We start from the raw sequence: 22,300 nt of genomic DNA, 5'->3' as shown, positions 1-22,300 counted from the left end.
GTCAGAGGATGTCGCCCGGGGCGTACTTGGCGGCCTCGGGGTGGGCGTCGGCGACGGCCTCGATGCGGCGGACGAGTTCGGCGACCTGGGCCGAGGCGGCGCCCGTGAAGGAGAGGCGGTCGGCGAGCAGGGCGTCGAGCGCGGCGTGGTCGAGCGGGATGCGCGGGTCGGCGGCCAGCGCCGGGACCAGGGTGTTCTCGCGGGCGCCCTCGCGCATGGCGAGCGCGGCGGCCACCGCGTGCTCCTTGATGACCTCGTGCGCGGTCTCCCGGCCGACGCCGGCCCGGACCGCGGCCATCAGGACCTTGGTGGTGGCCAGGAACGGCAGGTAGCGGTCGAGTTCGGCCTCGACGACGGCCGGGAAGGCGCCGAACTCGTCGAGGACGGTGAGGAAGGTCTCCAGCAGGCCGTCGAAGGCGAAGAACGCGTCCGGCAGCGCGACCCGGCGGACCACGGAGCAGGAGACGTCGCCCTCGTTCCACTGGTCGCCGCCCAGCTCGGCGGTCATCGAGGCGTAGCCGCGCAGGATGACGGCGAGGCCGTTGACGCGCTCGCAGGAGCGGGTGTTCATCTTGTGCGGCATCGCCGAGGAGCCGACCTGCCCGGCCTTGAAGCCCTCGGTGACCAGCTCGTGGCCGGCCATCAGGCGGATGGTCTTGGCGAGGCTGGACGGGCCGGCCGAGAGCTGGACCAGCGCGGAGGCCACGTCGTAGTCGAGCGAGCGCGGGTAGACCTGGCCGACCGAGGTGAAGACGTTCTCGAAGCCGAGGTGGCCGGCCACCCGGCGCTCCAGCTCGGCGAGCTTGTCCGTGCCTCGACTGCCCCCTCCCAACAGGTCCAGCATGTCCTGCGAGGTGCCGACCGGGCCCTTGACGCCGCGCAGCGGGTAGCGCGCGATCAGCTCCTCCAGGCGGGCGAAGGCGACCAGGACCTCGTCGGCGGCGGTGGCGAAGCGCTTGCCGAGGGTGGTGGCCTGCGCGGCGACGTTGTGCGAGCGGCCGGCCATGACCAGTTCGCCGTACTGGGCGGCGAGCCGGCCGAGGCGGACCAGGACGGCCACCGTGCGGTCGCGGACGTGCTCCAGCGACTGGCGGATCTGCAGCTGCTCGACGTTCTCGGTGAGGTCGCGCGAGGTCATGCCCTTGTGGATCTGCTCGTGCCCGGCGAGTTCGGAGAACTCCTCGATCCGGGCCTTCACGTCGTGCCGGGTGACCTTCTCGCGCTCGGCGATCGACGCCAGGTCGACCTGGTCGATCACCCGCTCGTAGTCGGCGATCGCGGTGGGCGGCACCTCGATGCCGAGGTCCTGCTGCGCCTTCAGGACGGCCAGCCACAGCTGGCGTTCGAGGACCACCTTGTGCTCGGGGGACCACAGCTGGGCCAGGGTCGCCGAGGCGTACCGGGAGGCCAGGACATTGGGGATCTTGGGCTTCGCGCTCACGCTTCGCAAGCCTAACAGTCGAGGTCAGCGGGAACCGCAGCGCGTCCGCCGGGCGGACGGGCGGCCCCGCCGGGCGGCGGGAACGGGCCGCGGGAACGGGCCGGGAAATCGGCGTGAGCGGCGGGCGGGCGGCGGGTTAGGGTCCGGGCATGACGAAGCGTACTTTCCGGATCACGGTCCGCGGCTCCTTCGACGCGCTGACGGACGGACAGCGGGCCGCGCTGCAGGCCGAGGCCGCCGAGCACGACCTGCTGCAGGCGCGGTTCACCGAGGAGGGGCACCTGTCGTACGACCTGGCGGCGCGCCCGTTCTTCACCTTCCGCTTCCTGGAGCACGGCGAGGCCGAGGAGGACGTGGTGGCGGCCTCGGTCCGGGCCGAGACGGCGGCGGAGCTGTGGCTGACCGACCGCGGCTACGGCTACAAGGGCCTGAAGTCCCAGGCCCAGGACATGTCCCTGGCGGCGGTGGGGCCGCGGCAGAAGCAGGAGGCCCGCAGGAAGGGCTGACGGGCCCGGAAGGGGGTGCGCCCCGGGCGGGCCGGGGCGCACCTGCCGGGGGCGGTGTCAGCAGGCCACCACGGTGGAGACGGTGGCGGTGGAGGCGGGCAGGCCGGGCTGGTTCACCGAGAAGGTGGTGCCGACGGTGCGGCCGCACGCGGCGGTGGTGAGGACGCTGCCGACCGGGTTCGCGCCGGGCTGGACCAGGACGGTCGGGTGGGCGGGGGCGAGCGGGGCGGCGCCGACGACGGTGCCGGAGACGGTGAAGCCGACGGACTGGGGCTGCCAGGACGGGTCGTTGGCGGTGGCCACCCCGTAGAAGCGGACCTGGTTCCCGGAGATCTCGACGCAGGCCCGGGTCAGCAGCGGGCCGGGCGCGCCCGGGGCGCCGCAGGTGACGACCGGGCCGACCGGTCCGGCCGGGCCGGCGGGCGCGGCGGCGGCGCCCTGGACGGTGGCCAGGGTGGTCAGGGCGGTCAGGGCCGCGGCGGTGGCGACGGCGGCGACGGTGGCCTTCATGGGTGCCTCTCCTCGGGGAGCGGGGATGGGACGGCATGCGAAATGTGAAATGTCACATTCCGATGGCGTCAGCATGACAGTGCCCCCGCACCCCGGGGAGGGGCTTCCGGGAAGCGGGCGCCCTTCCACGGGTATCGGCCACCGAATGACCGGAACGGCCTGTCGGTGACCACGCAAGCCCCGGCCCGAACGGCCGAACCACCCACCGGGGAGGCGGAGTTCGGCGGGCGCCCTCAGGACCGGGCGCCCTCAGAACAGGGCGCCCTCAGAACAGGGCGCCCTCAGAACAGGGCGTCCTGTTCGGCGGTGGGGCGGGCCCGGGGCAGCAGGGTGAGCCCGTCGCAGGCGGCGGCCGGGGCGGGCTGCAGCGTCCAGCCGGTGAGCAGCCGGGTGTCGAGGAGCAGCGGGGTGCCGTCGGGCGGGTCGAGGAAGAGGTGGCCGCCGATGGGGCGGCGCAGGGTGCCGGCCAGGTGGGCGCCGTCGGCGACGGCCTTGACCTGCCGGTACTGGTCGGGGGCGCCGTCGGTGAGGCCGTAGAGCTCGACCTGGTCGGTGACGGGGTGGTCGGGCAGCAGGGTGAGCTGCGGGTGGTCGGCGAGCAGCCGGTGCACGCGGGTACGGGCGGCGGTGAGCGCGGCGTGCCGCTCGGCGGGGGCGGGGAGGTTCCACCAGCCCGGGTACTTGGCGGCGGCGGGAATCCGCTCGCGGGCCAACTTGCCGTGGGCGACCGCGAGTTCGGCGCGGCGGACGGCGGGCAGCGGGCCGCGGGCGAGGAACGTCCAGGTGAGGGCGGCCTGTTCGAGCAGGCGGACGGTGCCGCGCTCCTCGGCGGTGAGGCCGACCTTGAGCAGGCCGGGGGCGAACCAGGCGAGGTAGAGGCGGTAGGTGCGGCCGTCGTCGACGATCCGGTCGCGGGCCAACTGGAGTCCGCGGTCGGCGTTCTGGCAGCTCGGGCACTGGCTGCCGGTGCCCTCGGGCGGGACGGTGGCGCGGTGCGGGCAGTCCCGGTGGCCGTGCTCGGTGTGGGCTCCGGTGCAGCGCCGGGGCCCGGTGATCCGCCAGGCGACGGGGAGGCCGGCGGTGAGCGGCCGGGCGTGGCGCTGCCGGCCGTCGGTGGCGGTGAGCTGCGGCGCGCCGTCCTGCCAGCGCAGCCCGGTGGCGGTCCACCCGCCGGTCTGGTCCTGGTGCATCCGGTGAGCGTACGGCACGCCACCGACGGTCACCGTCGCCCGCGGCGGGTCAGGGGCGCTGCAGCAGGGGCAGGACCTGGTCGCAGAGCCGGGAGAGGGCGGCGCGCTGTTCGGCGTCGAGGCTGTCGAAGGCGGCGCGGGCGCGGCCCATGTCGGCGCGGATGCGGTCGAGGACGGTGCGGCCCTCGTCGGTGATGGTGACGATCTTGACGCGGCGGTCGGCGGCGGCGGCCTCGCGGTGGGCGTAGCCGAGTGCTTCGAGGCGGTCGACGATGCCGGTGACGTTGGAGGCGTCGCAGCCGAGGCGGCCGGCCAGGGCGCGCATCGGGACGGGTTCGAGGACGGCTTTGAGCGCCTTGGCCTGGGAGGAGTTGAGTCCGTGCCGGGCCGAGGCGGCGGCGAAGTCGTGGAAGTAGGCGGCGCCGACGGCGGCGACCTGTTCCATGAGTTCGGTGGTGGAGGGTGCGGTGCCGGTCGCGGTGCCGGTGCCCGTGGTGCTGCCCATGGCGGTCAGGGTACGCCCATTCGCTTCAGTGCCTCCAGTATTGAACGGGGCAAGTATTTCGGGGGTGTCGTGCGGGGGGTGTGCGGGTTCCCGGAGCACTGTCAGAGCACCAGGCGGTCGAAGAGGTGGTGCAGTTCCGCCTCGGCGTCGGCGGTGAGGCCGGTGTGCACGGGGCCGGGCTGGACGACGGCGCTGCGCGGGGCGGTGAGCCAGCGGAAGCGCTGTCCGGCGCTGTCGCGGGCGGCCGGTCCGGCGGCCTCGCCGCCGGCGCAGACCGCCTCGATGCCGCGCAGCGCCCGCCGCACCCCGGCGACGTCGGCGACCGGGTCGAGGGCGTGCAGTCGCCCCTGGTCGAGGTGGGTGCGGGCGCCGAGGAAGCCGGCGTGGCGGCAGTACAGCAGCACGCCGATGTTGACGCACTCGCCGCGTTCGACCCGGGGCACGGCGCGGATCAGCGCGTACTCGTAGTCGCGGAGTTCGGCGGGGACGGCGGGGGTGCCGGGGACGGCGGGGGTGCCGGGGACGGCGGGGGTGCCGGGGCCGGTGGGGGTGCCGGGCATCGGATCGGGCATCAGGGGGCCGCCTCGGGGAGCCAGTCGCGGGGCCCGGCGAGGCGGGCGGTGAGTTGTGCGGTGTAGGCGGCGCGGACGTCCTCGGCGGTGGCGAAGCCGGGTTCGTCCTCCAGCCAGACGCCGGGGATCGCGGCGACGGCCGCGGGGAGCGCGGCGGCGGCCAGGGCGGCGAGTTCGGCGTCGACCTCGGGGAGGTGTCCGGCGGCGTGCCGCAGGGCGTGGTCGGCGGCGTCGTAGGGCTTGCGGCGCCAGTTCTCGGCGCTCTTCCAGCTGTGGTGGAAGATCAGGCTGGCGCCGTGGTCGATCAGCCGCAGGCCGCCGGCCGCGACCAGCAGGTTGGGGTTGCGCCAGGAGCGGTCGACGTTGCCGATCAGGGCGTCGAACCAGAGCACCCGGGCGGCCAGGTCGAGGTCGGTGTCGAAGCAGAGCGGGTCGAAGTTGAGCGCCCCGGAGACGTACGCCATGCCGAGGTTGGCACCGCCGCTGGCCCGCATCTGGTCCTGGATCTGCGTCTCGGGCTCGCTGCGGGCGAGCACCGGGTCGAGGTCGAGCAGGGCGAGTTCGGGGACCGGCAGGCCGAGCCCGCGGGCGAGTTCGCCGGCCAGCACCTCGGCGACCAGCGCCTTGCGGCCCTGGGCCGCGCCGACCCACTTCAGGACGTACAGCCGGCGGTCGTCGGCCTCGACCAGGCCGGGCATCGAGCCGCCTTCGCGCAGCGGCGTCACGTAGCGGACGGCCGTCACCTCGGAGAGCATCAGCACAGCGTAGCGGTCCCCTCCCCCGCCGCTTCGGCGGCCCGGCCGCATGGCCCCGCGGTGCGGGGGCATCCGCCGAACAGCCGCTGGAGATGCACCCTCCGGTGCCCCGTGCGAGTGTGGCCAGCAGTCGTCCTCGCCGTTCGGCCTGCCCGGACGGCCTGCCGCTCCACGGAGCTCCACGGACCAGTACACCCAGGACACGTAGGGGATGAAGATGGAACGACCGAGGATTCTGATCGTCGGCGGCGGCTTCGCCGGCCTCGAGTGCGCCCGCCGCCTGGAGCGCAAGCTCGCCCCCTCCGAGGCGGAGATCTCCCTGGTCACCCCGTTCTCGTACCAGCTGTACCTGCCGCTGCTGCCGCACGTCGCGGCGGGTGTGCTGACCCCGCAGTCGGTGGCGATCTCGCTGCGCCGGACGCTGCGGCGCACCCACATCGTGCCGGGCGGGGCGATCGGCGTCGACCCGCGGTCGAAGGTCGCGGTGGTGCGCAAGATCACCGACGAGGTGGTCGCGGTGAAGTACGACCACCTGGTGCTGGCGCCGGGCAGCGTGACCCGGACCTTCGACATCCCGGGCCTGCCGGACTACGCGCGCGGCATGAAGACGCTGGCCGAGGCGACGTACATCCGCGACCACGTGATCGCGCAGCTGGACCTGGCGTCGGCCTCGATGGACGAGAACGAGCGGGCCTCGCGGCTGCAGTTCGTGGTGGTCGGCGGCGGCTACGCGGGCACCGAGACGGCGGCCTGCCTGCAGCGGCTGACCACGGCGGCGGCCCGGCGCTACCCGCGGCTGGACCCGGCGCTGATCAAGTGGCACCTGATCGACATCGCGCCGAAGCTGATGCCGGAGCTGGGCGACAAGCTGGGCACCACGGCGATGGAGATCCTGCGCAAGCGCGGGGTCGACGTGTCGCTGGGCGTGTCGGTGGCGGAGGTCGGCGCGGAGACGGTGAAGTTCACCGACGGGCGGACGCTGCCGTGCCGGACGCTGATCTGGACGGCGGGCGTGGCGGCCTCGCCGCTGGTGGGCACGCTGGACGCGGAGACGGTGCGCGGGCGGCTCGCGGTGACGGCGGAGATGCGGGTGCCGCAGTTCGAGGGCGTGTTCGCGCTGGGCGACGCGGCCGCGGTGCCGGACCTGGCGAAGGGCGACGGCGCGGTCTGCCCGCCGACCGCGCAGCACTCGGCCCGGCAGGGCAAGAAGGTCGCCGACAACCTGGTGGCGGCGCTGCGCAACCAGCCGCTGCAGCCGTACTTCCACAAGGACCTCGGCCTGGTCGTGGACCTCGGCGGCAAGGACGCGGTGTCCAAGCCGATGGGGATCGAGCTGCACGGCGCCCCGGCGCAGGCGGTGGCGCGCGGCTATCACGTGATGGCGATGCGGACGAACGCGGCGAAGTACCGGACGGCGGCGAACTGGCTGCTGAACGCCACCGCGGGCGACGACTTCGTGCGGACCGGGTTCCTGGCCCGGCAGCCCGCCCGGCTGCGGGACTTCGAGTACACCGACGCGTACCTGTCCCGGGACCAGGTCCGCGAGCACGCGCAGGCGCTGCTGGCCAAGGGCTGACCGGCCCCGCGCGCCGCGGAGGGCCCCGTCCGGTTCACCACCGGGCGGGGCCCTCCGGCGTGCGCGGCGTCAGGTGAGGCGGGAGCCGCCGGGGGCGGGGCGTTCCAGGGCGGCGAGGGCCTCGGCGAGGTCGGCGGCGACCGCGGGGGCGTCGGCGGGGTCGAGGGTGGAGGTGGTGATCCGGACGCCGGGCGGGGAGGCGAGCCGGAACCGGGCGCCGGGGGCGACCACCCAGCCGCGCTGGAGCAGGGCGGCGGCGGTGGCGGTCTCGTCGGCGACGGGCACCCAGACGTTGAGGCCGCTGGCGCCGTGGCCGCGGACGCCGTGCGCGGCGAGGGCGGCCAGCAGGGCGTCGCGGCGGGCCCGGTAGACGGCGGCGGGCGCGGGGGTGGCGGGGTCGCGGCGCAGGTGGAGGACGGCGCGCTGGAGCAGGTGGCTGACCCAGCCGGCGTCCAGGCGCTGGCGGCCGAGCAGCCGGGCGACGGTGTCGGGGTCGCCGACGCAGACGGCGACCCGCAGGTCGGGGGCGAGCGCCTTGGCGGCGGAGCGGATCAGCGTCCAGTGCGTGACGGTGCCGCCGGCCAGCGGGTGGAAGGGCAGGTCGACCATGCCGTGGCCGTGATCGTCCTCGATCAGCAGGGTGGCGGGGCGTTCGGCCAGGACGGCGCGCAGGGCGGCGGCGCGGTCGGCGGTGAGGGCGGCGCCGGTGGGGTTCTGGGCGCGGCTGGTGACGATCAGGGCGCGGGCGCCGGCGTCCAGCGCGGCGGCGACGGCGTCGGGCAGCGGGCCGTCGTCGTCGACCGGGACGGGGGCGGGGCGCAGGCCGAGGGCGGGCAGCAGGTCGAGCAGGCTGCCCCAGCCCGGGTCCTCGACGGCGACGGCGTCGCCGGGGCGCAGCCGGGCGGTGAGGACGCGGGCGATGGCGTCCAACGCGCCGGAGCAGACGGCGAGTTCGCCCTCGGGGGCGCCGTCGGCGCGGAATTCGGCGCGGTAGTCGGCGAGCAGGTCGGCCTCGGCGACGGGGTGGCCGTAGAGGACGGTGGGGCCGGCCGCGGCGGCGGCCAGGGCGGGGCCGAGCGGGGGCAGCAGGGCCGGGTCGGGGTTGCCGGCGGCGAGGTCGCGGGCGCCGGGCGGGACGGGGAGGCGGGCCAGGTCGCGGGGGGCGGTGGCGGGGCGGGGGCGGACGCGGCTGCCGCGCCGGCCGGCGGTCTCGATGACGCCGCGGTCGCGCAGCAGGCGGTAGGCGGCGGCGACGGTGTTGGGGTTGACGCCGAGTTCGGCGGCCAGGTCGCGCAGCGGCGGCAGGGCGGCGCCGGGCGCGAGCCGGCCGGTGGTGAGGGCGTGTTCGACGTCGGCGGCGATCTCACTGGCACGCCGACCACTGATCCGATATTCTCCTAGCACAAAACACAGTATGCACTAGTACATAGAGGTTGTCATGTCGGACGGTACCTACACCCGCAACGATCGCACCACGCCGACCCGGAGCAAGGAGCGCGCCGCCTGGGACGAGGCCGCGGTGCACGCGGTCCTGGACGCCGGCTTCCTCTGCCACCTGGGCTTCGTCCGGGACGGCGCGCCGGTGGTGCTGCCCACGCTGTACGCCCGGGTCGGGAACGTGCTGTACGTCCACGGCTCGACGGGCAGCCGGCCGCTGCGCGGGGCGAAGGACGAGCGGGGGCTGCCGGTGTGCGTGACGGTCACCCACCTGGACGGGCTGGTGCTGGCCAAGTCGGCCTTCCACCACTCCGTCAACTACCGCTCGGTGGTGGCGCACGGCACCGCGCACCAGGTCACCGACCCGGCGGAGCTGCGCGCCGCGCTGGACGCGATCGTCGAGCAGGTGGTGGCGGGGCGCTCGGCCGGCTGCCGGCCCGCGAACGCCAAGGAGCTGGCGGCGACGGCGGTGATCCGGCTGGAGCTGGACGAGGTCTCGGCCAAGACCCGCACCGGCGGCGTCAACGACGAGGAGGAGGACCTCGGCCTGCCGTACTGGGCGGGCGTGGTCCCGGTCGCCCCGGCGTACGGCGCGCCCGAGCCCTCGCCGCACACCGGGGCCGCGCTGCCCGCGCACCTGGCGGCGCTGGCGGGCTGACCCGGGCGGGCGCGTTGCGGCGAACGGCGGAGGCGGAACGGGCGGCTGACGGATCGTAGGACTGACGGGTGATCGGTTCCGGGCGTGTCGGACGCGCCGCAGGGGGTAGCCGCTGGTCGAATCGGATCCGGAGATTTCCGTCCGGAACCGGACGGATCGTCACGTAGGGAGAGACCACTGGCTACCCATTCCGCCGCCAGGGACGAACACCTCGGCCATGTGGTGTTCATCTCCGCCGCCGCCGCGATGGGCGGGTTCCTGTTCGGCTACGACAGCGCGGTGATCAACGGAGCGGTCACCGGCATCCAGAAGCACTTCGGGGTGGGCAACGGCGAGACCGCGTTCGTGGTCGCGATCGCCCTGCTCGGCTCGGCGGCCGGCGCGGTGGCGGCCGGCTGGCTGGCCGACCGGTTCGGCCGGGTCCGGACGATGCTGCTGGCCGCGGTGCTGTTCGCGGTCAGCGGCGTCGGGTCGATGTTCCCGCCGAGCATCGGGGTGCTGGGCCTGTGGCGGGTGCTGGGCGGCATCGCGATCGGCATCGCCTCGGTGATCGCGCCGACGTACATCGCCGAGGTCGCGCCGACCGCCTACCGGGGCCGGCTGGCGTCCTTCCAGCAGATGGCGATCGTGCTCGGCATCACCGTCTCGCAGCTCGCCAACTGGGGCCTCAACCAGGCCGCGGGCGGCGAGTCGACCAACCACCTGGGCGGCGTGCAGGCCTGGCAGTGGATGCTCGGCGTGGAGGTGGTGCCCGCGGTGGTCTACGGGCTGATGGCGCTGTCCATCCCCGAGTCGCCGCGCCACCTGATCGCGGTCGGCCGGGAGGCGCAGGCCCGCGAGGTGCTGGCCGAGGTCGAGGGCGGCGGCGTCGACCTGGACGCCCGGGTCGCCGAGATCCGGCAGGTGCTGCACACCGAGCACAAGCCGAGCCTGAAGGACCTGCTGGGCGGCCGGTTCGGGCTGCTGCCGATCGTCTGGGTCGGCATCGGCGCCTCGGTGTTCCAGCAGTTCGTCGGCATCAACGTGATCTTCTACTACTCGTCGTTCCTGTGGCAGTCGGTGGGCATCGACGAGTCCAACTCGCTGCTGATCTCGCTCTCCACCTCGATCGTCAACGTGGTCGGCACCGTGGTCGCGATGCTGCTGGTGGACCGGATCGGCCGCAAGCCGCTGGCGCTGGCCGGCTCGGCCGGCATGGCGGTCGCCCTCGGCGTGGCGGCCTGGGCGTTCTCGTTCCGGCACGGCACCGGCGACAGCGCGACGCTGGACGACGGCCACGCCACCGTGGCGCTGGTGGCCGCGCACGTGTTCGTGTTCTGCTTCGCCTTCTCCTGGGGCGTGGTGGTCTGGGTGCTGCTCGGCGAGATGTTCCCCAACAAGATCCGGGCGCTCGCCCTGTCGGTGGCCGCCTCCGCGCAGTGGATCGCCAACTGGGCGATCACCGTCAGCTTCCCCAGCCTGTCCGACTGGAACCTGTCGGCGACGTACGTGGTCTACGCCTGCTTCGCGCTGCTGTCGATCCCGTTCGTGGCCTACTGCATCAAGGAGACCAAGGGCCGGGCGCTGGAGGAGATGGGCTGACGCCGCCCGGTGGAAAAGCCCGGTGGAAAAGCGGTGGCCCGCTCCCCCGGCGGGCTGCTAGCAATGTCACATGCTACTGGGTGAGAAGGTCGCGCTGCGGGCGCGGATCGAGAGCGACGTGCCGGTGCTGCACGAGGAGTTGTACGGGGACGTGGCCACCAGGTCGCGGGCGGACTCCCGCCCCTGGCAGCCCGTGCCGCTGGAGTCCGGGCAGTCCCCGTACCGGGTCTCGCCGCCGAGCGAGGACGCCGCGGTGTTCTCGGTGGTCGAGCGGGCCGGCGGCGCGCTGGCCGGCGAGGCACTGCTCTGGGGCATCGACACCCACAACCGGTCGGCGCACCTGGGGATCTCGCTGCGCCCGTCCTGCCGCGGCCGCGGCCTCGGGGTGGACACCGTGCGCGTGCTGTGCCGCTACGGGTTCGAGACCCGCGGGCTGCACCGGCTCCAGTTGGAGACGCTGGCCGACAACGCGGCGATGATCGGCGCGGCCGAGCGCGCGGGCTTCGCGCTGGACGGCACGCTGCGCGGGGCCGCCTGGGTCTCGGGCCGGTTCGTCGACGAGGTGGTGCTCGGGCTGCTGGCCGGCGACCGGTCGGACTGAGCGCCCTCCCCTCCCGGCGGAAAACCCTTGGACAGGGCGGGTACGGCGGGGGGATCGTCGGGCGGTGCCACTCTTCGATCCCGCCTGGGCGGGCCGCAACTACCGGATCCAGACCGCCGCCAACGTGGTGAGCGGGCTGGGCAACGCGGCCGCGCCGATCGCCACCTCCTTCGCCGTGCTGCAGCTGAACCCCGCCTGGGGCGCCACCGAGATCGGCTGGGTGACGGCCGCCCGGATGGCGCCGCTGGTGGTGCTGCTGCTGATCGGCGGCGCGCTGGCGGACCGGCTGCCCCGGCACCTGGTGATGGTCGGCGCGAACCTGTTCAACGCCGGTTCGCAGGCCGTCCTGGCGGCGCTGGTGCTGGCCGGGCACCCGAGCCTGTGGGCGCTGATGCTGCTGTCCGCGGCGGGCGGCGCCGGGCAGGCGTTCTACGCGCCGGCCGCCGAGGGCGTGATCCTGCAGGCGGTGCCGGCGCAGCACGCGGCGAAGGCGTTCTCGGTGTTCAAGATGGCGCTGAACGGCGCGCAGATCGGCGGCGCGGCGCTCGGCGGCGCGCTGACCGCGGTGGTCGGGCCGGGCTGGGTGCTGGCCGGGGACGCCGCCTGCTTCGCGGTCGCGGCGCTGCTCAGGACCGGCCTGGAGGACGTCTCCGGGCGCGTCGCCGCCGGCCCCGGCCTGGTGCGCGAACTGGTGGTCGGCTGGCGGGAGTTCCGCTCCCGGCAGTGGCTGTGGGCGGTGGTGCTGCAGTTCGGCGTGCTGAACGCCTGCGTGCTGGCGGTGGAGGCGGTGTACGGGCCGAAGGCGGCCGAGGAGCGGATGGGCGGCGCCGGGGCCTGGGGCCTGGCGATGGCCGCGCTCAGCGTCGGCATGGTCTCCAGCGGTCTGCTGATGGCCCGTTGGCAGCCGCGCCGGGTGCTGCTGGTCGGCAACGGCGGGGTGTTCCTGTTCGGGCTGCCCGCGCTGGCGCTGGCGCTGCACCTGCCGCTGGCGGCGGTCGCGGCGGCGATGTTCCTGGCGGGCGTGGGCACCTCGGTGTTCGTCGTCAACTGGATGGTGACGCTGCAGCAGGAGATCCCGGAGGAACTGCTCTCCCGGGTCTCGGCGTACGACTCGCTGGGCTCCTTCGCGCTGCTGCCGGCCGGCACCGCGCTGGCCGGTCCGGTCGCGGGGGCGCTGGGGCTGACGGGCGCGCTGTGGGCCTGCGCGCTGCTCTGCCTGGCGCTGGCCGCGGCCGCGCTGCTGGTGCCCGACATCCGGCGGCTGGAGCGCCGCCCGGCGCCCGCGGCCGACGGGGCCCGCGAGCCGGAGCCCGTCACGTCCGGGTGACGGCCGCTGACAGTGTGCAACCTCCCGGGGCCGGGGCACGTCCGACCAAGTGACCGGCCACCGACCCGGGGAGGAAGCCGAATGGACAAACCACTGCTGTTCCTTGACGTCGACGGGGTGCTGAACCCGGTGTTCCCGCACCCCGACGACGACTTCGACACGCACGAGCTGCTGGGCTACTCCGTCCTGCTGTCGCCCCGGCACGGCGACTGGCTGCGCGAACTCGCCGACCGGTACGAGATCGTCTGGGCCACCACCTGGGAGGACAAGGCCAACGCGCACATCGCGCCGCTGCTCGGCCTGCCCCAGCTGCCGGTGGTGGTGTTCAGCGGGTACGTCCCGCGGCCCGGCGACCCGAAGGTGCCGCTGATGGAGCTGTTCTCGGCGCACAAGTGGGCGCCGATCCTGCGGCACGCCCAGGGCCGCCCGTTCGCCTGGGTCGACGACTGCATCCCGCCCCGCCTGGTGCGCCGCAGCGTGCTGCGCGCCGACCGGCTGCTGCTGCCGGTCGACCCGGCGCAGGGCCTGCAGCGCGAGCACGTGGACCGGCTGCTGCGCCGCCCGCCGTCCCGGGCCTGGCCGAACCCGTGGGCCTGCTGACGGACCGTCGGCGCGCGACGGGCCGTCAGGGGGCGACGGGCCGTCAGGAGGGCAGCCAGCTCACGTGGCCCGCCAGCAGCGCGTAGCCGACGAAGGCGGTGGTGTCGATCAGGGCGTGCGCGGCGACCAGCGGGCCGACCCGCCGCCAGCGGCGGTACAGCAGGCAGAAGACCACGCCCATCACCATGTTGCCGACCAGGCCGCCGACGCCCTGGTACAGGTGGTAGGAGCCGCGCAGCACCGAGCTGGCGGCGATCGCGGCGGGCCACCCCCAGCCGAGCTGGTGCAGGCGGCGCAACAGGTAGCCGACCACGACCACCTCCTCCAGGATCGCGTTCTGCCAGGCGGAGGCGATCAGCACGGGGATGCGCCACCAGACGTCGGGCAGGCCGGAGGGGGCGACGGTGAGGTTGAACCCGGCGGCCTGCGCGCCGAGGTAGAGGGCGAGGCCGGAGCCGCCGATGCCGGCCGCGAGCAGGGCGCCGCGGCCGAGGTCGGAGAGCTTGTGCCGCAGGTCGAACCCGAGGGTGCGCAGCGCGGCGCCCTCGCGGACCAGCAGGTAGCCGACCAGGACGACCGGCATCAGGCCGCGGGCGACGTAGTAGAGCTGCCAGGCCAGGTCGAGCCAGGGGCGGCCGGGCGCCCGGGAGGCGTTCAGGGTGGCGACCTGCTTGCCGAGCGCGACGGGTTCGGTGAGCGAGCCGGCGAAGCTGATCAGCGCGCCGATGCCGCTGGCGCCGAGCGAGAGCCCGAGGACGATCAGCAGTTCGACGGCGAGCAGCCGGCGGGAGAGCGGCTTGACGTCGGTGGGCTCGGCCGAGGCGGTGGTCACTGGTCTCCCCGAGGGCGGTGGATCGGCCCGGGGCGGCTGCCGCCCCGGGCCGGTCATCCTTCCACAGCGGGCCGCGGGGTTCCCGGACGCCCGGCGGGAGTCTCAGTCCACCGGCCAGGTGTGCACCGGTTCGCCGCTGCGCATGTGCTCGATGTAGCGGCGCGTCATGGCGGCGATCGCGGCGTTCGGGTCGAGGTTGTGGTGCTCGCGCAGCCGGTGCACGGTGGCGGCCTGCCAGGCGGCGCCGTTGGTGCGGCGCAGGCAGCGCTGCTCGATGATGCCGAGGTAGCGGTCCCGGTCGCGGGCCTCGATGCCCCACTCGTCGAGGCCCTGGTGGGCCAGCGGGAGGAGTTCGTTCAGCACCAGGTCGGTGGCGGGGAGTTCGGCCGGGCCGCGGTTGCCGCGGCCGCCGCGCGGCCACCACTGGACGGCGTCGATGCCGTGCCGGGCGCCCTGCTGGAAGTTCCGGTCGGCCAGTTCGAAGGGCAGCCGGCCCCAGATCGGGCGGGGCTGTTCGGCCAGCACCCGGACCAGGCCGTAGTAGAAGGCGGCGTTGGCGAGGGTGTCGGCGACCGTCGGGCCGGCCGGCAGGCAGCGGTTCTCCACCCGCAGGTGGGCGACGCCGTCGGCGACGTCGTACACCGGGCGGTTCCAGCGGTAGACGGTGCCGTTGTGCAGCCGCATCTCGCCGAGCCGCGGGACGCCGCCGGAGGACAGCACCTTGACCGGGTCCTCGTCGTCGCAGATCGGCAGCAGGGCCGGGAAGTAGCGCAGGTTCTCGGCGAACAGGTCGAGCGCGGAGTCGACCCAGCGCTCGCCGAACCAGGTGATGGGGCGCACGCCCTGGGCCTTGAGTTCGGCCGAGCGGGTGTCGCAGGCCTGCTGGAACAGCACCGGGCGGGTCTCGCGCCACAGCTCGCGGCCGAACAGGAAGGGCGAGTTGGCGCCGAGCGCGAGCTGGACGCCGCAGATCGCCTGGGCGGCGTTCCAGACCGAGGCGAACCGGGCCGGGGTGACCTGGAGGTGCAGTTGCAGCGAGGTGGCGGCGGCCTCGGCGACCATCGACACCGAGTCGATGGCGAGGCGTTCGACGCCGTCGATGTCGAGCGCGATGTCCTCGCCGCGGGCGGCCCGGATCTGGTCGCTGAGCAGGGTGTAGCGGTCGTTGCGGCTCATCGCCTCCAGCCCGGCGTGCTCCAGGTCGAGGGTCGGCAGGATGCCGACCATCACCAGTCGGGCGCCCGCGGCGGCGGCCCGCCGGTCCGCGTAGCGCAGGCAGGTGTCGAGTTCCTCGCGCAGGTCCTCGAAGACGTGGCCGCCGAGCCGGCGGGCGGCGACGTTCACCTCGATGTTGAAACGGCCCAGTTCGGTCTGGAAGTCCGCGGAGGAGATCGCGTCCAGCACCTGCTCGTTGCCGAGCATCGGCAGGCCCTGCTCGTCGGCCAGGTTGAGTTCGATCTCCAGCCCCATCATCGCTCTGGGCCGGTCGAACCTCCCCTCCGCGAGCATCCGCTCCAGCACGTCCAGACAGGACTGCAGCTTGCGGCGGTACAGCTGCCGGTCGGACAGCTCCGCCCGGGTCGCCACGACCTTCTCGCCCACGGGTGCCTTCCCTCCCCTCGGTCGACAGTGCCTGTGCATCATGCCCAGACCGAAGATCGGTAGTCCGCGATGCGAACACCCGGACGAGACAGGGTTTCTGACGGAACATCAGTTCCATCGCTACTTGCATCGCACCACGGAACGTGATATGAAGGTCACCCTGTGCACCTGTTCGAGTAAATTCGCACGCCGCTCAGGCCCGGACAAGGCCGTCCGAGACACCCCTTCCTTTTCCCCGGGTGGGCTCGTCGACGACCCGCCCACCCCCTCGGCGCCCATGCCCAACCGGACCCGGCCAGGCCCTTCGTGTCGACGCCGTGCCGGTATGTCGCATCAGCACGCCGATCACGCACGGAGAGGCGACTCAGCCATGACCTTGCACCTGCCCCAGCCCCCGGCCGGCGCACAGCACGCCGTGCTCGCCGCGCTCGTCCCCGAGGGCGGACTGCCGCCGTCCGCGGCCGCCGTGCTGCGCCTCGGCGCCGGGCGGCCCCGGCCGCTGCTCGCGCTGCCCGTCCACGTCCTGCGCGGCGGCGCCGGGGCCCGGCCCGCCGGGGCCGAGCGGACCGGCTGGCGGTTCCTGCTGCGCCGCGACGAGTCGACCTCCCCCTCCGTGCGCCCGGCACCCCCGGCGGGTGCGCCGGGCGCGGTGGACGTGGTCGAACTCGCCGACGGGGCCGACGGGTTCGACCCCGCGGGGCTGGACGAGGTGGTGGCCGCCGCCGAGGTGGTCGAGGGCCCCGGCGGCCCGGTCTTCTCGCACGTCACCGCCGGGCCGTACCTGGACTCCACGGTGCGGGCGCTGCGCCAGGCCCGGCAGCTCTCGCACGGCGCGGCGGGCCGGTTCGAGCCGCGGCTGCTCTCGCTGCCCGAGCACTACGCCTCGGCGCTCTGGCTGCGCAGCGCGCTCCCCGGCGAGGACCTGATGATCCCGCTGGCGCCCGCGCCGCTCGGGGTGGCGGGCCACCAGGTGCTGCCCGCCGCCGAGTTGCTGGCCCGGTTGGAGCGTTCGCCCGCCGCGCGCCCCACCGCGCTGATCGGCTGACCGCCGCTCGGGCCGGTCGTACCCCACCTGAACGGGCCATGCCGGGCTGATCCGATCGGATCAGCCCGGCATGGCCCGTTCGTGCCCGGAATCGATCGGCGGCCGCCCGGTCGGGTGATCTCGGCAACTGATCTGTGGCGCATGTCACCAAATGGCTGCGCGAGCGCCCGTGGAGTCGGACACTGGTGTCGGTCGGGTGGAGGACCAACTGTCCTACCCGGCCCACGCCGTTTCACACCAGAATCGGCGCACTGTTTTTCTGCCCGCCGACGGGGCGGCGCCCGAGGGGGTGGCCGTACGGCGCCGGGAACCCGAGCGAAGCGAGGTACAAGGATGTGCCAGCACCGAACCGACTGTCCGAGCGCGGAATCGGCCGACCGTGAGGCGGCCGTGCCGGTCGCCCGCCACCCGGAGCAGGGCTGGAGCCTGCTCTGCAACGGGGTGCTGATGTTCGACGACACCGGTGAACTGCTGCCCGACGGCCGGGTCATCGCCCCGCGCCGCACCCTGCTGATCGCTGCCTGAGCCTTCGCGGTTCCCCCTTCCCCCTGGGCCCGCCGGGAGTTGCGCCCTCCCGGCGGGCTCCGCCGTTCCCGGGCCGCTTCCGGCGGTGCGTCAGGAGCCCTGCCCGGGGCGGTCGGCGGGGCTCGCGGGGTCGTACCAGAGGCTGGCCATGGGGGCGCGGAGCGTCCAGCCGAGGTGGCGGTAGAGGGCGTGGCCCTCGGTGGTGCCGACCAGCAGGGCGGCGCGGGCGCCCGCGGCGTGCGCCTCGTGCTGGAGGGTGCGCATCAGCAGGGAGCCGAGGCCGCGGCGGCGGTGCGCGGGGGCGGTCTCGATCTGGTCGGCGACGGCGAGGAGTTCGGGGCCGGTGCGGCCCGCGAGCGGCGTCGCGGGGCCGAGGCCGAGCTGGCCGCGGGCGGCGAACTCCCCGTCGGTGGTGCGGACCAGGGCGCGGACGACGCCGCCGCGGCTCCAGGTGGTGATCCGGTAGCCGGCCGGGACGGCGGGGTGCTCGGGGCGCAGCGGGAGCGTCATCAGGTGGCCGGGGACGTCCTGGTGCCAGCCGGGGCCGGTGACCCAGGGCAGGACGCGGTCCTCGGCGTCGAAGAGCTTGAGCCACGTCCAGGGGACGGTGGTGCCCCCGGTGACCTCGCGGACGTCCTGCTCGGTGGGGGCGGGCAGGACGTGCCGCCAGGGGTGGCGGGGCTGGCCGACGTCGATCGTCCAGCCCCAGGGGCGGGGCAGGGGCTCGGCGGCGCCGCGGGAGACCGCCCAGCCGCTGATCCAGGCCCGGACGAGTTCGGGGACGGTGGCGTCGTCGAGCACGGGTGACTCTCCAGAGGTGCGTAATGGTCTCTTTCCAAATTTGAGTATTACACACCGGGTGGGGCGGCGGCACCGGGTTTTCCGCCCGCCGCCCCGCCGGGAGCCGCCCCGCCGGGAGTCCTAGGAGGCGGCGGGCTGCTGCTGGGTGACGCAGTGGATGCCGCCGCCACCGGCGCCGAGGTAGTCGATGTTGAGCTGTTCGACGACCCGGCCGGGGAAGAGCCGGGCGAGGGTGGCCCGGGCGGCGCTGTCGGCGGCGGTGTCGCCGAACTGGGCCGAGATGACCGCACCGTTGCAGACGTAGTAGTTGGCGTAGGCGGCGACGAAGTCGGCGCTGGTGGAGCGGATCTTGTAGTAGTCGGGGCCCTGGAGCTTGGTGACGGGGACGGTGTTGCCCGCGGCGTTGGTCGCGGTGGACAGGATCTGGTACTGCTGCCGGGCGTCCTGGGCCCAGGCGTCGGTGTCGGAGGCGAGCGGCATCTGGACCAGGCCGCCGCCGGCGAGGAAGCGGGAGGTGGCGTCGACGTGGTCGTCGGTGATGTCCTGGCCCTTGATGCCGGCGAACCAGACGACCTTCGACGCGCCGTAGGCGGTGCACATGGCGGCTTCGAGCTGGGCCTGGGTGCGGCCGGGGTTGCGGTTGTCGTTGAGGATGCTGCTGCGGGTGGCCATCAGGGTGCCGGCGCCGTCCTGCTCGATGGCGCCGCCCTCGGCGACGATGCCGGCCGCGGCGGTGAAGGGGACGCCGACGTAGGCGGCGATCCGCTGGGCGACCAGCGCGTCCTTGGCGTGGGTCTGCCGGTTGCCCCAGCCGTTGAAGTTGAGGCCGACGGCGTCCAGGCCGCCGGCGCCGTTGGTGCGGAACACGGCGCCGGTGTCGCGCATCCAGCAGTCGTCGACGGGGACGGTGTCGATGACGGTGACGGCGGAGCCGCACATCGAGCGGGCCTTGGCGGCGCTGGCGGGGTTGGCGCACATGACGACCGGCTCGTACTTGGCGACGGTCCTGGCGATCAGCGCGATGTTGGACTGGACGCCGCTGAGCTTGGTCTTCCAGATCGCGGTGGAGTCCGGCCAGGCCATCCAGGTCCGGGTGTGGCGGACGTCCTCGGCGGGGACGCGGTACGCGCCGGCGGCGAGCGGGGCGGCCGACGAGGTCCGGGGGCGGGCGGCGAAGGCGGTCGGGCCGGTCGCGGCGGTGACGGCGGCACCGGCGGCCACGATTCCGGCGGCGGTCAGGAACCTGCGGCGACCGAGTTCGGGCCGGTCCGAAGCGTGGGGGTTCATTCGGCGGGTCTCCAGTCAACTGCCCGTCGGGGTAACGGGGTTGAGCTGAAGCGTAAAACTGACCAAGCGCTCGGTCAATTGTCTGCGCAAGTCTTCTTCCACCCGGTTCGCGATCACCGACGACGGTGCGCGGACCGGCCGTTACAGTTGCGCCATGGCGACCCGCGCGAACGAGCAGAGCAGCACCGCCGCCCCCGCCCGCAGCCGCGCGGCCAAGGGCGAGCAGACCCGGGCCCGGCTGATCGCCGCCGCCCGGACGCTGCTGGCCGGGGACACCGCCGGCCGGTTCACCACCCGCAACGTCGCCGCGCTGTGCGGGGTCTCGCACGGCATGTGCCACTACCACTTCGCCGACCGCAGCGACCTGATCGTGGCCGTGGTCGAGGACATCCGCCCGGAGTGGATCGCCCCGCTGGAGGCGGCCGTGGACGGGCCGGGCGGCTTCGACGAGCGCGCCGGGCGGACCGTCGCCCTGCTCACCCGCGCCGAGAGCCCGGACCTCGCCCGGCTGCACTCCGCCCTGCACTGGCTGGCGCTCAACGACGAACGGGTGCGGGCGAGCCTGGACGCCGAGTACCGGCGCTGGCGGTCCTGCTTCGTCCGGCTCTTCCGGACGCTGGCGGACGAGCACCCGCAGGCGCCGGTCGACCCGGCCCTGCTCGGCGAGTCCTTCGCGGCCGCGGTGGACGGGCTCGCCGCGATCCGGTCGCTGGACGCCTCGGTGGACGCGGCGGCCGTCCTGGGCACCCTGATGGCCGCCCTGGCCGCCACCGCGTCCTGACCGTCCGTCACGGCGGCACCGCGTCCTCCCGGGCGCGCCGTTCCACCCGGGTGCCGGTGACCACCGCCACCGTCAGGCTCGCCGCGATGATCCCCTCCGCCCAGAAGAACGCCACGTAGTCGATCAGCGAGCCGATCGGCGGGCCGCCGGGCGCGGCGTTGCGCATGCCGATCAGCGCGAACAGCGTGGCCGCCATCCAGCCGAGCGAGGGCCACACCAGGCCCTGGCCGCTGCGGTGCAGCACCTCGACGGCCGCCAGCACGGCCAGCGCCAGCGCCCACATCGCCGCGATCATGAACCAGGCCAGGATGAAGGTGCTGCGCGCCCTGGTGGCCTTCATCTCCATCAGGGTCGCGCCGGACGGCAGGACGGTGCCGGTCGGGGTGACGAAGAAGAACGGGTCGCTGTCGCCGGAGAACAGGCCGACCGGCACCGGCCCCGCGGCGTCGTGCGCGGAGAACACCGTCTCGGCCCGGTACCGGTCGAAGGGGTAGTCGGTCTCCGTCCCGGAGAAGATCTCGGACGGGACCTGCTGCGGCGGCCCCGCCCGGCCCGGGACGGTCCGGAACACCGTCGCGGTGGCCGACTCCGCCGTGATCTCCACCTGCCGGGAGAAGGCCGCCGGGGCGCCGGGCTGCGCCAGGTTCCCGTGCGGGACCGGCACCACGTACAGGGTCACCTTGCCGGTCCCGGGATCGACCTCCTGGGTGGTCACGTCGAGTTCGACCCAGTCCGGCGTGCCGGGCACCGCGAGTTCGTGGGTCTGCTGCCGGGTCTCCCGCTCGTCCAGGTACAGCGCGATGCCCGCGCCGCACAGCACCGCGAGCAGCAGGACGGCCTGCGCGAACCGGCTGCGGCGCAGCCGGGCGAGGGCGTTCACGGGGCTCCGGCGGCGGGCTGCTGCTGGGTGGCGCAGTGGATGCCGCCGCCGCCCGCGGCGATGTGGTCGATGCTCACCTGGGTGACCTTCCTGCCGGGGTGGAGTTCGGCGATGACGGCGGCGGCCCGGTCGTCGGCGGCCCGGTCGCCGAAGCGCGGGACGATCACCCCGCCGTTGACCACGTAGTAGTTGAGGTAGGTGGCGAGGAAGTCCTTGCCGTAGCCCTGGATCTGTTCGGGGTCGGGTTCGGTGAGTTCGACGATCCGCAGGGCGCGGCCCTCGGCGTCGGTGGCGGAGCGGAGGACCTCCAGGGCCTGGTCGGAGGCGGTGGTCCAGACGTCGGGCGGGGCGCCGGCGCCGGGCCGGTGCAGGACGACCGTGCCGGGTTCGGCGAAGCGGGCGAGCGCGTCGATGTGGCAGTCGGTGATGTCCTGGCCCGCGACGCCCTTGATCCACAGGACCTTGGAGACGCCGAGGAGTTCCTTGAGGCTCGCCTCGATCCGGTCGCGGGACTGGCCGGGGTTGCGGTTGGCGTTGACCCAGGAGCTCTCGGTGGCCAGCAGGGTGCCCTGGCCGTCGACCTCCAGTGCGCCGCCCTCGCCGGTGACGGGGGCCCGGGTCCGGGTGGTGCCGTAGTGCTCCAGGAGCCGGCGGGCGACCTGGCTGTCCTCGGCGTGGGTCTGCTTGTTGCCCCAGCCGTTGAAGTTGAGGTCGACGCCGGCGAGGCCGCCGGGTCCGGTGACGAAGGTGGGTCCGCTGTCGCGGGCCCACAGGTCGTCGACCGGCAGTTCGAGCACCTCGACGGTGGAGCCGACCTGCTGCCGGGCCTGGTCGGCCTGGTCGGGCCGGGCCATCAGGACCACCGGTTCGTGGCCGGCGATCGCCCGGGCGAGGCCCGCGATGTCGGCGCGGACGCCCGGGAGTTGGTCGCCCCAGACCTCCTCCAGGGCGGGCCAGGCCATGAAGGTGCGGGTGTGCGGGGCGGATTCGGCGGGCATCGCCCACCCGGCGGCGGACGCGCCCGGCGCCGCCGGGGAGGCCGCGGGGGCGGTGCTCCCGGCGGTGCCGGTGGTGCCGGTGGTGCCGGTGGCGGGCTCCGCTCCCCCGTCGGACGAGCAGCCTTCGATCAGCGCGAGCGCCGCCAGTGCCGCGCCGGAGCGCAGGACGGAGCGGCGGGACGGTGTGCGGGGGTCCATGGCGGCCTCGTTCCGGGCGCTACTGCTGCTGCTGTCATTTCGGGACGATACTGACGAAACCGTCAGCGATCGCCCCGCCGCACCCGGCCGTC

The 22,300-nt window shown here is 74.4% G+C and carries 23 protein-coding genes; 10 read left to right on the top strand and 13 right to left on the bottom strand.

Annotated elements, in window-relative coordinates; all coding sequences use genetic code 11:
* Position 1: 1 nt before the first annotated feature.
* Entirely contained in the window at positions 2-1,441 is a 1,440-nt protein-coding gene (gene purB / locus ACIQBJ_RS30060; RefSeq protein WP_400716764.1) for an adenylosuccinate lyase, read from the bottom strand.
* 149 nt (positions 1,442-1,590) lie between these two features.
* Between purB and ACIQBJ_RS30055 the strand changes: the two genes are divergently transcribed.
* Positions 1,591-1,947, top strand: coding sequence for a DUF6204 family protein (locus ACIQBJ_RS30055; protein WP_400716762.1), 357 nt, complete (start codon positions 1,591-1,593; stop codon positions 1,945-1,947).
* A 57-nt stretch (positions 1,948-2,004) separates the two neighbouring features.
* Here ACIQBJ_RS30055 and ACIQBJ_RS30050 read toward each other — a convergent pair whose 3' ends face one another.
* The 5 genes from ACIQBJ_RS30050 to ACIQBJ_RS30030 all read right to left on the bottom strand — a co-directional run bounded on the left by ACIQBJ_RS30050 (position 2,005) and on the right by ACIQBJ_RS30030 (position 5,479).
* On the bottom strand, positions 2,005-2,457 hold the full coding sequence (locus ACIQBJ_RS30050) for a hypothetical protein (protein WP_400716759.1): 453 nt from the start codon (positions 2,455-2,457) through the stop codon (positions 2,005-2,007).
* A 281-nt stretch (positions 2,458-2,738) separates the two neighbouring features.
* Positions 2,739-3,647 (bottom strand): DUF2797 domain-containing protein, encoded by a 909-nt coding sequence (locus ACIQBJ_RS30045; protein ID WP_400716757.1) that lies wholly within the window; start codon positions 3,645-3,647, stop codon positions 2,739-2,741.
* 49 nt (positions 3,648-3,696) lie between these two features.
* Complete coding sequence (locus ACIQBJ_RS30040; RefSeq protein ID WP_400716755.1) at positions 3,697-4,152, bottom strand: MarR family winged helix-turn-helix transcriptional regulator; 456 nt, start codon at positions 4,150-4,152, stop codon at positions 3,697-3,699.
* 101 nt (positions 4,153-4,253) lie between these two features.
* Positions 4,254-4,724, bottom strand: a complete 471-nt coding sequence (locus ACIQBJ_RS30035) for a DUF3037 domain-containing protein (protein WP_400716752.1) — start codon at positions 4,722-4,724, stop codon at positions 4,254-4,256.
* Positions 4,724-5,479, bottom strand: a complete 756-nt coding sequence (locus ACIQBJ_RS30030) for a HipA family kinase (RefSeq protein ID WP_400716750.1) — start codon at positions 5,477-5,479, stop codon at positions 4,724-4,726. Before ACIQBJ_RS30030 ends, ACIQBJ_RS30035 begins: the two co-directional genes overlap by 1 nt.
* A gap of 217 nt (positions 5,480-5,696) precedes the next feature.
* On the opposite strand from ACIQBJ_RS30030, the gene ACIQBJ_RS30025 reads away from it, so the two are divergent.
* Positions 5,697-7,055, top strand: a complete 1,359-nt coding sequence (locus ACIQBJ_RS30025; protein WP_400716936.1) for an NAD(P)/FAD-dependent oxidoreductase — start codon at positions 5,697-5,699, stop codon at positions 7,053-7,055.
* Between the two features lie 69 nt (positions 7,056-7,124).
* Here ACIQBJ_RS30025 and ACIQBJ_RS30020 read toward each other — a convergent pair whose 3' ends face one another.
* Entirely contained in the window at positions 7,125-8,459 is a 1,335-nt protein-coding gene (locus tag ACIQBJ_RS30020; RefSeq protein WP_400716748.1) for an aminotransferase class I/II-fold pyridoxal phosphate-dependent enzyme, read from the bottom strand.
* A gap of 34 nt (positions 8,460-8,493) precedes the next feature.
* Here ACIQBJ_RS30020 and ACIQBJ_RS30015 point away from each other — a divergent pair, with 34 nt between their 5' ends.
* The 5 genes from ACIQBJ_RS30015 (at position 8,494) to ACIQBJ_RS29995 (ending at position 13,259) form a co-directional block, all read left to right on the top strand.
* A complete protein-coding gene (locus ACIQBJ_RS30015; RefSeq protein WP_400716745.1) occupies positions 8,494-9,150 on the top strand; it encodes a pyridoxamine 5'-phosphate oxidase family protein in 657 nt (218 codons plus the stop codon).
* A gap of 177 nt (positions 9,151-9,327) precedes the next feature.
* The gene (locus ACIQBJ_RS30010; RefSeq protein WP_400716934.1) at positions 9,328-10,731 is read left to right on the top strand and encodes a sugar porter family MFS transporter; all 1,404 of its coding nucleotides are present in this window, start codon (positions 9,328-9,330) and stop codon (positions 10,729-10,731) included.
* A 70-nt stretch (positions 10,732-10,801) separates the two neighbouring features.
* Complete coding sequence (locus ACIQBJ_RS30005; protein WP_400716742.1) at positions 10,802-11,332, top strand: GNAT family N-acetyltransferase; 531 nt, start codon at positions 10,802-10,804, stop codon at positions 11,330-11,332.
* A gap of 64 nt (positions 11,333-11,396) precedes the next feature.
* Positions 11,397-12,659, top strand: a complete 1,263-nt coding sequence (locus ACIQBJ_RS30000; RefSeq protein ID WP_400716740.1) for an MFS transporter — start codon at positions 11,397-11,399, stop codon at positions 12,657-12,659.
* Positions 12,660-12,740: 81 nt separating this feature from the next.
* Positions 12,741-13,259 carry an HAD domain-containing protein gene (locus ACIQBJ_RS29995; protein ID WP_400716738.1) on the top strand — a complete coding sequence of 173 codons (519 nt, stop codon included), beginning with the start codon at positions 12,741-12,743 and terminating at the stop codon, positions 13,257-13,259.
* A 43-nt stretch (positions 13,260-13,302) separates the two neighbouring features.
* On the opposite strand, the gene ACIQBJ_RS29990 is transcribed toward ACIQBJ_RS29995, so the two are convergent.
* A complete protein-coding gene (locus ACIQBJ_RS29990; protein ID WP_400716734.1) occupies positions 13,303-14,091 on the bottom strand; it encodes a CPBP family intramembrane glutamic endopeptidase in 789 nt (262 codons plus the stop codon).
* A 102-nt stretch (positions 14,092-14,193) separates the two neighbouring features.
* Positions 14,194-15,693: a glutamate--cysteine ligase gene (locus ACIQBJ_RS29985; RefSeq protein WP_400716732.1), complete on the bottom strand. Its 1,500-nt coding sequence runs from the start codon at positions 15,691-15,693 to the stop codon at positions 14,194-14,196.
* A gap of 370 nt (positions 15,694-16,063) precedes the next feature.
* Between ACIQBJ_RS29985 and ACIQBJ_RS29980 the strand changes: the two genes are divergently transcribed.
* Both ACIQBJ_RS29980 and ACIQBJ_RS29975 read left to right on the top strand, forming a co-directional pair.
* Positions 16,064-16,738: a hypothetical protein gene (locus ACIQBJ_RS29980; protein WP_400716730.1), complete on the top strand. Its 675-nt coding sequence runs from the start codon at positions 16,064-16,066 to the stop codon at positions 16,736-16,738.
* 333 nt (positions 16,739-17,071) lie between these two features.
* A complete protein-coding gene (locus tag ACIQBJ_RS29975; RefSeq protein WP_400716728.1) occupies positions 17,072-17,263 on the top strand; it encodes a DUF5999 family protein in 192 nt (63 codons plus the stop codon).
* Positions 17,264-17,353: 90 nt separating this feature from the next.
* Here ACIQBJ_RS29975 and ACIQBJ_RS29970 read toward each other — a convergent pair whose 3' ends face one another.
* Both ACIQBJ_RS29970 and ACIQBJ_RS29965 read right to left on the bottom strand, forming a co-directional pair.
* On the bottom strand, positions 17,354-18,064 hold the full coding sequence (locus tag ACIQBJ_RS29970) for a GNAT family N-acetyltransferase (protein ID WP_400716726.1): 711 nt from the start codon (positions 18,062-18,064) through the stop codon (positions 17,354-17,356).
* Between the two features lie 120 nt (positions 18,065-18,184).
* The gene (locus ACIQBJ_RS29965) at positions 18,185-19,351 is read right to left on the bottom strand and encodes an agmatine/peptidylarginine deiminase (protein WP_400716724.1); all 1,167 of its coding nucleotides are present in this window, start codon (positions 19,349-19,351) and stop codon (positions 18,185-18,187) included.
* Positions 19,352-19,505: 154 nt separating this feature from the next.
* On the opposite strand from ACIQBJ_RS29965, the gene ACIQBJ_RS29960 reads away from it, so the two are divergent.
* Entirely contained in the window at positions 19,506-20,132 is a 627-nt protein-coding gene (locus ACIQBJ_RS29960; protein WP_400716722.1) for a TetR/AcrR family transcriptional regulator, read from the top strand.
* A gap of 7 nt (positions 20,133-20,139) precedes the next feature.
* Here ACIQBJ_RS29960 and ACIQBJ_RS29955 read toward each other — a convergent pair whose 3' ends face one another.
* Both ACIQBJ_RS29955 and ACIQBJ_RS29950 read right to left on the bottom strand, forming a co-directional pair.
* The gene (locus ACIQBJ_RS29955; protein WP_400716720.1) at positions 20,140-21,012 is read right to left on the bottom strand and encodes a DUF4436 family protein; all 873 of its coding nucleotides are present in this window, start codon (positions 21,010-21,012) and stop codon (positions 20,140-20,142) included.
* Complete coding sequence (locus ACIQBJ_RS29950) at positions 21,009-22,208, bottom strand: agmatine deiminase family protein (RefSeq protein WP_400716718.1); 1,200 nt, start codon at positions 22,206-22,208, stop codon at positions 21,009-21,011. Before ACIQBJ_RS29950 ends, ACIQBJ_RS29955 begins: the two co-directional genes overlap by 4 nt.
* Between the last annotated feature and the right edge of the window lie 92 nt (positions 22,209-22,300).

It is taken from the genome of Kitasatospora sp. NPDC088391, assembly GCF_044753345.1.
Lineage (GTDB): Bacteria > Actinomycetota > Actinomycetes > Streptomycetales > Streptomycetaceae > Kitasatospora.
This window is presented reverse-complemented; position numbering and strand designations above follow the sequence as displayed.